Origin of the sequence: Gordonia desulfuricans NBRC 100010 (assembly GCF_001485495.1) — a bacterium.
In the GTDB taxonomy this organism is placed as follows: domain Bacteria; phylum Actinomycetota; class Actinomycetes; order Mycobacteriales; family Mycobacteriaceae; genus Gordonia; species Gordonia desulfuricans.
This window is the reverse complement of sequence record NZ_BCNF01000098.1, coordinates 1-10,429: the sequence shown is the minus strand read 5'-3', so window position 1 is coordinate 10,429 and position 10,429 is coordinate 1. Positions and strand designations below refer to the sequence as shown.

The window sequence follows — 10,429 nt, the reverse complement described above, 5'->3', positions numbered from 1 at the left end:
GGACGCTTGCCCGCGGCCATGCCGAAGCCCTTGGCGGCGGGCTTCTTCTCGACAGCAGGTGCGGCGGCCTCGGGGGCAGCGGGCGCGGCGGCAGGTGCGGCTGCAGCCGGGGCGGCCTTGGCGGCAGCGCCGGGCTTCTTGCCGCCCTTCATGCCGAAGCCCTTGGCGGCCGGCTTCTTGTCGGCCGGTGCCTCTGCCGGTGCGGCGGCGGCAGCAGCGGGCGCAGGCTTGGCCCCACCCGGCTTCTTGCCGCCCTTCATACCCAGTCCGACCTTCGGCTTCGGGGCCGTGGCGGTCCCGGCGGCGGCCGTGGCCGCAGCAGCCGCGGGGGCTGCCACTGGCTCGGGCTCGGGCTCCGGTTCCGGAGCGGGCTTGGCGATCGGGCCGAGGAAGCGGCCGCCACGGGTCACCTCGGGGGCGCCGCGCTTGACCGACTCCAGCAGCAGCTGGGCGACGTCGACGACCTCGATCTTGCCCTCGTTCTCGGTACCCGAGGTCCGGGCGGTCACACCGTCGGTGAGCATCACGCGGCAGAACGGGCAGCCGGTCGCGACCTTCTTGGTGGCGGTCCCCGGATCGCCCAGGGTCGACAGGGCCTCGTCGACCCGGTCGATGTTGATCCGCTTGCCGATCTGCTCTTCCATCCACATCCGGGCGCCACCGGCACCACAGCACATGGATCGTTCGCCGTGACGCGGCATCTCGGTGAGTGCCGAGCCCGATGCGGCCATCAGTTCACGCGGGGCGTCGTAGACCTTGTTGTGGCGGCCCAGGTAGCACGGGTCGTGGTAGGTCACGCCCTCGCCGAGCGGGGCGACCGGCACCAGACGCTTCTCCCGCACCAGGCGGTTGAGGAGCTGGGTGTGGTGGACGACCTCGTAGGTGGCACCGAGCTGCGGGTACTCGTTGCCCAGTGCGTTGAAGCAGTGCGCACAGGTGACGACGACCTTCTTGCGCTGCTGCGGAGCGGTCGAGAAGACCTCGTTCATCATCTCGATGTTCTGCTGCGCCAGCATCTGGAACAGGAACTCGTTGCCCGCGCGGCGAGCGGAGTCACCGGTACAGGTCTCGCCCTCGCCGAGGACCATGAAGTTCACCGCGGCGATGTCGAGGAGCTCGGCGACGGCCTTGGTGGTCTTCTTCGCGCGGTCCTCGTAGGCGCCGGCGCAACCGACCCAGAACAGGTACTCGAAGCCCTCGAACGACTCGACGTCCTGACCGAACACCGGGATCTCGATGTCCATCTCGTCGATCCAGTTGGTGCGCGCCGAGGCGTTCTGGCCCCACGGGTTGCCCTTGTTCTCCAGGTTCTTGAACATGCCGGCGAGCTCGGACGGGAAGTCCGACTCGATCAGCACCTGGTAGCGGCGCATGTCGATGATGTGGTCGACGTGCTCGATGTCCACCGGGCACTGCTCGACACAGGCGCCACAGGTGGTGCAGCTCCACAGGGTCTCGGTGTCGATCACCGCACCGAGCTGCTCGGGATCGAAGGCGCCGTCGACGGCCTCGATGCCCTCGCCGCCGCCGATCACACCCTTGGACTCGCCGACCAGCTTGCGGGCGGCCTCGGCGCGGGCCGACGCGGGGATCTTGGCGAGCGCGGCCTCGTCGACGTTGCCGTCGGCGTCGACCAGACCGACCTCGTCGCCGCCCATGTCGGTGCGGCCACCGGCGATCAGGTACGGCGCCTTGGCCTGTGCGTGATCACGCAGCGACATGATCAGCAGCTTGGGGCTCAGCGGCTTGCCGGTGTTCCATGCCGGGCACTGGCTCTGGCAGCGACCACATTCGGTACAGGTGGTGAAGTCCAGCCAGGCCTTCCAGGAGAAGTCCTCGGCCTTGCCCGCACCGAAGGCGTCGACGTCGGGGTCGGCGGTCTCCATGTCGAGGACCTTGCCGCCCGACATCATCGGCTTGGCCGCACCCAGGGTGACGCCGCCGTCGGCCTCACGCTTGAAGTAGATGTTGGGGAAGGCGGCGAAGCGGTGCCAGGCCACACCCCAGTCGATGTTGCGGCCGACCACGGCCAGCCAGATCATGCCGCTCATCAGCTTGACGACGGCGGCGGCGGTCACCCAGTAGACCGAGCAGCCCTCGAAGAGCTGCGCGAAGTAGTGGGTGAAGAACGACGTCCAGATGGGGGCGTGCTCGAGGCCGGTGGCGATCTTGAAGGTCTTGACGAAGATCATGCCCAGGCCCTCGACGAGGACCACGAGCTCGACGAAGTACGCGGCGCCGAAGCGTGAACCGGAGAACCGGGAAATGCGTTCGGGGACCCGCGGGTGGTTGAGCTGGCGGATGACGATCAGCGTCGTGATGCCGATGACGGTGCCGAGGCCGAGGATCTCGTCGGCGAAGATGTAGACGTTCCAGCCACCGATGATCGGCCAGTGGAAGCTCGGGTCGAAGATCTGACCGTAGGCCTCGAACCAGAAGATGGCACCGATCAGGAAGCCGAACATCACCAGCCAGTGCGCCCAGCCGACGGATCGGAACTTGACCATCCGGGTGTGGGCGACGAACTCCTTGAGCATCGTCCACAGTCGCGGGAAGAACGGCCAAAAGCGCGAGCTGTCGACACGCTGTCCCTGGGCGATCGCGCGGACCATGGTCCACACGCCACGCAGGAAGAGCGCCCAGCAACCCAGGCTGATGACCGCGGCAATGATGCCGATGGTGATCGTCGTGGCATTCACGGCGTCCGGCCCCTCTCTGGTGTGTCGCCGAACCTCCAGCGCAGGGCTGACGTGCGCGAGGTCGGACGTCTCGTATAGGTAACCGTAAATCCTGAGGACACCTGAGCGCTGCGAAGGTTGCCCTAAGTAGCGCTTGGTAGGATTGGTAGGTTGCCGCGCTTACGATACCCGCCAGTAACTTACTTGCCAGTCAGGAGATGGATCTGACACTGCGACCTTGTCCGTCCAGCTGCCGGTGAATGACCTGTGTCATGTCGATCCGTCACTGTGTCGGCCATCACGAAATGGTCAGGCCGATCGGCTTGCCGGTGGCGAATCATCTGCAGGGTGGTGTGGAGATGTCGGTCAGGCGGTGATGTTGGTCACCGGAAATGCGCGATTCGGTCACCCCGGCAGATCTGCCACCTTCTCCAGCTCGTCGAGGGCGGTGTCGAGATGGGTGAGCAGGCGCTGCAGGCTCGGAAGCTCCTTGCGTGCGCCGATCAGGCCGAAGTTCACGTGCTCGGCCGTGGTGGTCACGGTGATGTTGAGCGCCATGCCCTCCATCACCACCGACACCGGGTAGACGCCGTCGAGCCGTGCCCCGTTCCAGTACATGTGCTCGCTCGGTCCCGGCACGTTGCTGATCATCAGGTTGAACTGCGGTGGGGTGTAGCGGACGAAGCCGGGCACCGGGGCCAGCGCGAGCGAGACGATCGTCGCGGCGCCGTAGGCCAGTGCCTGCAGCGGTGACAGGTTGCGGATCACCCGCTTCGACTCGCGCATCGAATTGACCAGGGTGTGCAGACGCCGCTCGGGGTCGGGCTGGTCGGTGGCGAGGTTGGTGAGGATCGCGGTGATCGCGTTGCCGTCGGAATCGCCCTCGTCGTGCATCGACACCGGGACCGCGGCCAGCAGCGGCGCCGCCGGCAGGGCGTCACGGTCGATCAGATACGACCGCAGCGCACTCGAACACATCGCGACGATGACGTCGTTGATCGTGATGCCCATCGCGGAGGCGACCGCGCGCACCCGCTCGGTGGACCACTGCTGTGCGGCGAAGCGTCGGGCACTGCCGATCGGCACGTCGAGGATGGTCCGGGGGGCCGGGCGGAACGGTGCGGCGAAATCGGAGTTGGTCATCGCGGTCCATGCGATCCGCGCGGCGGCGGGACCGATCCCCACGAGCTGGGTTCCGATCCCGACGGCGGTGCCGGCGAATCCGAGGATCCCCGAGATCGGCGACGACGGCGAGGGGGCGTGCGCCGGATCGCGGCGACGCCGGTGCCGGGTGAGCGCCGGGTCCCACGGGGCGGTGCCGGAGCGGTCGTCGGGGTCTGCGTTCAGCGTCCGCTGCAGCAGTCGCAATGCCGACACCCCGTCGATCAGCGAGTGATGGAGTTTGGAGTAGAGCGCCACCCGGCCGTCGTCGAGGCCCTCGATGATGTGCAGTTCCCACATCGGCCGATTCCGGTCGAGCAGGGCGCTGTGATGCAGCGAGACGTACCGGAACAGCTCGCGGATGCGGCCGGGGCGGGGCAAGACGGCGTGGCGGACGTGATAGTCGACGTCGATCTCGTCGTCGTGCGACCACGCGAACACCCCGAGCATGCTCGCCGGGGAGGCCGGCCGCTTGCAGAACAGGGTGTCGATCTCGGTGCAGCGGGTGAACCGGTCGATCATCTCCTCGGCGAGCTCGGTGCCGGTCTGACCCTCGCGGGGGACGAACAGCTGCAGGCCGCCGACATGCATCGGCTGCTCCCGGGTCTCCGCGATCAGGAACATCGATTCGGTGACAGGCATGTACTCCATGGCGCTGCGCCTCCCTCCGCGTGCGTGGGGTCCGGGCGCACGACGACCGAACCGCGTGTGGTTCAGGTCACAGTACAACGGGTTCACTACCGTGGTGCGGGTGAGTGTCCGTTTCGTCGCGGGGCGTCTGGTGGTGTTCGGACTGATCGCCGTGGAACTGATCGTCGCGGTCGCGGCGACCTGGGTGTACGTCGCCGCGGCCGGCCGGGTGGTGGGCGCGGGCACCCTTCCGCGTGACAGCACGCTGGTGGTTCTCGGGTCACTGGTCTCCGACGGTGAACCCGGCGACTATGTGCGGGGCCGCCTCGATACTGCGCTGGACCTCTACCGCGACGGTCATGTGGCGCGAATCATCAACTCGGGCAACGGCTCCGCCGATGCCGGTGACGAGCCCGCGGTGATGCGCGCCTACCTCGAGGCGCGCGGGGTGCCCGCCGCGGTCATCGTCGACGACCCCGTCGGCTTCGACACCGCCGACACCTGTCGCGGACTTCGTGATCGTTTCGAGGTGCGCCGTCCGGTGCTGATCACCCAGGACTTCCACCTCGACCGGGCGATCGCCCTGTGCCGGCGCCTGGGCGTCGACGACCCCACCGGCGTGGTGGCGGAGTGCGCGTGCTCATGGCCGACGGTGTTCCGCAATCACCTGCGCGAGACGTTCCTCGCCCGGCCTCGGGCACTGTTGACCGCCATCTCGGGCTGATACCGTGCCATGGCGTCTATTCGTTGCGCTCGACCAGTTCGGCGACGAGATGAGCGATGGCCACCTTGCCCGCCGGGCGTTCATGATACGGGGCCGGCGCCTCCCAGCCGTACAGCCAGGGATCGGCGGTACACACACCGTGACCTCGGCCGGCGTGGGACGCCCGTACCAGGTGTGCGCCGGCCTCCGTAGCCGCCTCGGAGATCGCCTCGGTGACGTTGTCGAGGACGTCGAGGGTCAGCGCCAGTTGCTCACGTGTCAACGGCATCTCCGAGCATGGCTCGTCGCCGTGCTGGGCCAGGGGTGGATAGTCGACGAACACCACCCGGGCTTTCGGCGCCCGCTGTTCGATCTCGACGAGCATGTTGTCGAGGGACTGGTTGAGTTCGGCGTATGCCGAATCCGGCGGCCGTGGTGAGGGATGGGGGTTGCAGTGGCCACCGGGCTCGAACGGCCCGGCCGTCAGGCAACTCTGCGCCATCACCCGGGGGATGTAGGCGATGTTGTTGCCGCCGATCGTGACCGTGATCAGCGTGGTGTCGGCGGTGATCGCCTCGATCTGCGGGGCGCTCGCCGCATTCGGCTGAGCGCGATGCAGGATGTCCTCGGTGGTGGCCCCCGAACAGGTCACGTCCACCAGCCGCATACCGAGCAACTCGGCGACCTTGTTCGGATAGTTGTCCTTCGACCGGCCACACGGGGCGTCGGTCAGGACGCTGCCGCCCGGTCCGGCGGCATAGGAACTGCCCAGCGCCACATACTGTTCGGGCGGTCCCGAATGAGACCCGGAGGACGGTGGGAGCGCCTGCGGTGCAGCCGTGTCCGAGTTGGTATCGGTACAGGCGGTGGCCGCGAGGGTAACGGCGATGATCGTGGCAAGGGTCGATGCGAGGGTGGGCGTGGCGCGGCCCGGGTCCCTCGCCACGCCCGATCGTGCTGGGAACATCACGGTACGGTCTACATCCTCAGGAATTGATCGGTGCAGGGTCAGCCGCCGGGTCAGCCGATCTGGCACACCCACTGCTGGGTCGATTCGGCCCAGATGTAGGTGCCTGTCGCGCCGCTCTGGTCGGTGCATGCGTGGCCGCCCGGGTCGTCATCGCGCACCGGCGATTTGGTGGTCGTGGTGACTCGCGGTGCATCGCCGGTGATCTCGCAGATCCACTGATTTCCCGTGTTGTCCCAGACGTATTTGCCCGGTGCGCCGCTCTGGTCGGTGCACGCGTGGCCGCCCGGATCGTCGTCGCGCGCCGGAGTGGTGGTGTTCTGGTGCTGGCTTTGCGGCCGGGTGGTCGTGGCCGGGGCGTTCTGCTCGGCGTCGTTCGGGGTCGTTGTGGCCCTCGATGTGGTGACCGATGACGATGGGGTCGACGGTGACGGCTTGGCGCTGGAGCTCGACACCGGGGTGTCGCCATCGGATCCGCTGCACGCGCTGAGGGTCAGGACGGCTGTACTCAACAGCCCGGCTGTGATCAGCGCTCGATTCGGGGTTCTCATGTCGCCTTTCGCTCTCTGGTGCCCAAGGAGAACCCGAAGATCGGGTAGGGCGCGGTCCTCATCAGAAGCGACATTATTGCTCGACCGCCGGCACCGAAAGGAAGTCAACAAAACGGTTACATCGGACAACACTCGTTTGTCGACCGCGGTTTCGTGTGTGGGCGCGCGGTACCGTGACGAAGTTCGTGTGCGACGCGGTTTTTCGATTTCACACGAAACTATCGCATTCCCGATATGTCCGATATGCTTCGTCACCATGTGCGTCGGGCGACCAGAAAGGCCGTGATGAGACACCCGCCGCGACGCGTCGGCCCCCTGTTCGTCGGGCTGGTCGCGTTGATGGTGCTCTCGGCCTGTGGGCAGAGCTCCGGTAGTGCCCCGGCGGTGGATTTCCCCCACACGTCCTCCTCGGCTGCCGCCGAGCCCGATCCGACACCGGTCCGCCGCGCGTCGAATGTCCCGATCAGGCCGTTGGCGCCCGGTGAGAAGCCGCCGCAGTTCGTCCTCTTCTCCTTCGACGGCGTCGGGGTGTCGAAGAACTGGGATCTTTTCCTCGAGGCAGCCGAACGCTCCGATGCGCGATTCAGCGCATTGATGACCGGCCTCTACTTTCTGACCGACAAGGCAAAGAAACGTTACCGCGGCCCGGGATACCGGCCCGGGGAGTCCGCACTGGCCTTCGGTGGAACCAAAGCCGAGGTGATCGAACAGATCGAATACCTCAATCGCACCTGGTATGGCGGTCACGAACTGGGTACCCACTACGTCGGACACTTCTGCGCGGGCACGCGCAATCCGGGGAAGAACTGGAGTACCCGGGAATGGAATCACGAGCTCGACCAATTCTTCTCGTTGATGGCCAATTGGCGCAGCAACAACGGGATAACCACTGGCCCCGATCTGGCCTTCGGGCCGCAGGAGGTCAAGGGTGGCCGGACCCAGTGTCTCGAAGGCACCCCAGCGAAACTCTTTCCGGCGCTGCGGGCGCACGACATGACGTGGGACTCCTCGATGCCTGCCGCCCAGCCGGGGGTCTACTGGCCGTCGAAGATCCGCGGTATCTGGGAATTCCAGATCCCGTACGCGTGGTCACCGCCGCTACGGAAACGACAGACCGTGCTGGACTACAACTTCTGGTACACCGTCAACGGTGCACAGGACCGGCCCAAGGACAAGGCCCGGATCAGACGTGTCGTGCTGGACACCTACCGGTACATGTTCAAGCGGGCATATGAGGGCAACCGCGCGCCGCTGGTGATCGCCAATCACATGAACGACTGGAACGGCAATGCGTTCAACCCGGCGACCGCGCAGTTCATGACCGAGACCTGCGGCCGGCCCGAGGTGATCTGTGCGACGCACGCCGATGTGGTGGCGTGGCTCGAGGTGCAGGACCCGAAGGTGCTGCAGGAGTGGACGAGCCGACCACCGGTTGCGGTGTCGGCAAACCAGTGAGGTGCGAATGAGGAGATTCGGGGACCGGGCCGTGACCCGGACGGCGCGTCTGAGCGCGGCCGGGCTCGCGGTGCTGCTCGCAGTCGCGGTGGCCGGTTGTTCGTCGGGCGGCGACGACACCTCGGCCGGGTCATCTGTGACGTCAGGAACTGTGACGTCGGCATCCGGGACGTCGACGTCGGCATCGGGTGGCGAGTCGACCACCGCCACGCGCGACGACGCTCTGGCCGCCCGCGTCCCCGAACCGATCCGGAGCCGGGGCGCGCTGATCGTCGGGACCGCGGTTCCGTTCGCGCCCGGCGAATTCGAGAAGAACGGAACGGTCGTCGGATTCGACGTCGACGTGATCGGCGAGGCCGCCACGATCCTCGGATTGCGTACCGACATCCGCACCACCGGGTTCCCGTCGATCCTGCCCGGCGTACACGACGGCACCTTCGATGTGGGGGCAAGGTTGATCTTCGACACCCGACCACGCGAGGAGCAGGTCGACATGGTCACCTACTTCAGCGGCGGGACGCAGTGGATGCAGCGCGCCGGCAGCGACGTCGACCCCGAGAACTCGTGCGGTCTCCGCGTTGCCGCGGAGACCGGCACGGTACAGGCCGACACCGAACTGCCCGCCAAGAGCTCGGCGTGCGAGACCATCGGCGACCAGCCGATCGATGTGGTCGGATTCGACACGCTCGACCAGGCCGTCACCGCACTCCGTGACGGTGCGGTCGACGCGATCAGTGCGGACTCGCCGGTCGTCGCGTATGCGGTGGCCCGCTCGTCCGGCGCACTGAGCGTGGCCGGAACCCCCTTCGACACCGAACCGTATGCCTTCCTGGTGGCGAAGGGATCGGCTCTGGCACAACCACTTCGCGATGCGGTCCAGGAACTCCTCGACAGCGGACGGCTGTCGGCGATCGCACACCGGTGGGGGCTGCAGGACGGACTGATCGCCACGTCCACGATCAACGGGGCGACCGAGTCATGACCACCCAGCTCAGGAGTCGCCGGACCATGCGAACCACGGTGCGCCGCACGCTGACCGGACTCTGCGGCGCACTCGCCGTCGGGCTCGTGCTCGCCGGCTGCTCGTCGACCTCCACCGACGCGGTGCCGACCGCATCGACGGCCGATCCCGGCGCGGCCGCAGCAGATTTCGCGAAGGTGGTGGCCTCGTCGAATGTCGATGCCCGCCGCTACCTCTATCCGACCACCACAGGCAGCCGCGACGACGACCAGAACTGGGCCGATGTCTTCCTGCCGAAGGGGGCGCAGGGGGAGAACTCGGTGCCGCTGGTGATCCTCATCCACGGCGGATCCTGGCAGTCGCAGGTCGGTGCCGACACCTTCGTCACCTTCTCGCGGCGACTCGCCGAGCGCGGCCTCGCCGTCTACAACGTCGAGTACCGGCGTGTGGGGTCCGGGGGCGGATGGCCGACCACCTTCCAAGACGTCGCCGCCGCACTGGACTACGTGCCGACCGTGGCCGCGAGCATCCCGGAGATCGACGAGCGCAATGCGGTGGTCGTCGGGCATTCGGCGGGCGGACAACTGGCGATGTGGGCGGGCACCCGGCACAAACTCGAGTCCGGCGAGGTGGGTGCCGAACCGAAGTTCCGTCCCACCAACGTCATCTCACTGGCCGGTCCACTGGACATGCGGGTCGCGGTGAAGCTCGGTGACGACCGGATCGTGCGGGCGCTGGGCGGTGAACCCGACGAGGTCCCCGACCGCTACACCTCGGTCGACCCGATCCAGAACCTCGACCCCGCCACCCCCACCATCGCGATGGTCGGCAAGAACGACAAGGTGGTGCCGCCGGTGCTGTCGCAGAACTATGTGGCCGCCGACAAGGCCGCGGGTGGGTCGGCGCGACTGGTGTTGCTCGACGACACCGATCACGGCACCATCGTCGATCCACGGGCGCCGGCGTTCACGGTGGTGCTGGAGACCATCAGCCGTGCCGCCTACAACGCGCAGCGGTCGGGCTGACACTTGATGGTTCTTCCTGAACTGGTGGTTCGTCGCTGAATCGGTTTGGGAGTCGACCTGTTTCAGACTCTCGGTGGTCGGAGTGGTCCAGGCCGATGGGCTTTGGCCCCTGACCTCGGACACGGGGTGTGATTCGGCGGATGCCGGCGCGGCAGCGTCGGCTGAGGCGAACGCAATGGGTTGGTCTGTGGCGTCGAGTTCGGCGCACGCTCGTTCGACGTCGGCGGGGTGTTGCCGCCGGTCTGGTGGTTGATCAGCGACCGCGCCGCGATCGCGGAGAACGGGTGCAGGTATGTGG

General features: G+C 67.2%; 8 protein-coding genes. 4 read left to right on the top strand and 4 right to left on the bottom strand.

Annotated elements, in window-relative coordinates:
• Positions 1–2,699 (bottom strand): (Fe-S)-binding protein (locus GD1_RS16045; protein ID WP_059038205.1); only part of this gene is annotated, 2,699 nt, incomplete at its 3' end.
• A gap of 384 nt (positions 2,700–3,083) precedes the next feature.
• Positions 3,084–4,490, bottom strand: coding sequence for a WS/DGAT/MGAT family O-acyltransferase (locus tag GD1_RS16040; RefSeq protein ID WP_059038203.1), 1,407 nt, complete (start codon positions 4,488–4,490; stop codon positions 3,084–3,086).
• Positions 4,491–4,590: 100 nt separating this feature from the next.
• On the opposite strand from GD1_RS16040, the gene GD1_RS16035 reads away from it, so the two are divergent.
• Entirely contained in the window at positions 4,591–5,193 is a 603-nt protein-coding gene (locus tag GD1_RS16035; RefSeq protein WP_244882800.1) for a SanA/YdcF family protein, read from the top strand.
• Between the two features lie 16 nt (positions 5,194–5,209).
• Here GD1_RS16035 and GD1_RS16030 read toward each other — a convergent pair whose 3' ends face one another.
• Both GD1_RS16030 and GD1_RS16025 read right to left on the bottom strand, forming a co-directional pair.
• Positions 5,210–6,118: an SGNH/GDSL hydrolase family protein gene (locus GD1_RS16030; RefSeq protein ID WP_244882799.1), complete on the bottom strand. Its 909-nt coding sequence runs from the start codon at positions 6,116–6,118 to the stop codon at positions 5,210–5,212.
• Between the two features lie 74 nt (positions 6,119–6,192).
• Complete coding sequence (locus tag GD1_RS16025) at positions 6,193–6,819, bottom strand: hypothetical protein (protein ID WP_157079514.1); 627 nt, start codon at positions 6,817–6,819, stop codon at positions 6,193–6,195.
• 156 nt (positions 6,820–6,975) lie between these two features.
• On the opposite strand from GD1_RS16025, the gene GD1_RS16020 reads away from it, so the two are divergent.
• Genes GD1_RS16020 through GD1_RS16010 form a run of 3 tightly spaced genes read left to right on the top strand, consistent with a single transcriptional unit; the run spans position 6,976 to position 10,131 of the window.
• A complete protein-coding gene (locus GD1_RS16020; protein WP_059038200.1) occupies positions 6,976–8,145 on the top strand; it encodes a polysaccharide deacetylase family protein in 1,170 nt (389 codons plus the stop codon).
• Positions 8,146–8,176: 31 nt separating this feature from the next.
• Positions 8,177–9,127, top strand: a complete 951-nt coding sequence (locus tag GD1_RS16015; RefSeq protein WP_244882797.1) for a transporter substrate-binding domain-containing protein — start codon at positions 8,177–8,179, stop codon at positions 9,125–9,127.
• Positions 9,128–9,153: 26 nt separating this feature from the next.
• Positions 9,154–10,131 carry an alpha/beta hydrolase family protein gene (locus GD1_RS16010; RefSeq protein WP_059038207.1) on the top strand — a complete coding sequence of 326 codons (978 nt, stop codon included), beginning with the start codon at positions 9,154–9,156 and terminating at the stop codon, positions 10,129–10,131.
• The last annotated feature ends 298 nt before the right edge of the window (positions 10,132–10,429 follow it).

Bases quoted from the DNA above. Each gene is read 5' to 3' on its own strand.
- GD1_RS16020 (WP_059038200.1), top strand. From the start codon at position 6,976: ATGAGACACCCGCCGCGACGCGTCGGCCCCCTGTTCGTCGGGCTGGTC.
- GD1_RS16040 (WP_059038203.1), bottom strand. From the start codon at position 4,490: ATGGAGTACATGCCTGTCACCGAATCGATGTTCCTGATCGCGGAGACC.
- GD1_RS16010 (WP_059038207.1), top strand. From the start codon at position 9,154: ATGCGAACCACGGTGCGCCGCACGCTGACCGGACTCTGCGGCGCACTC.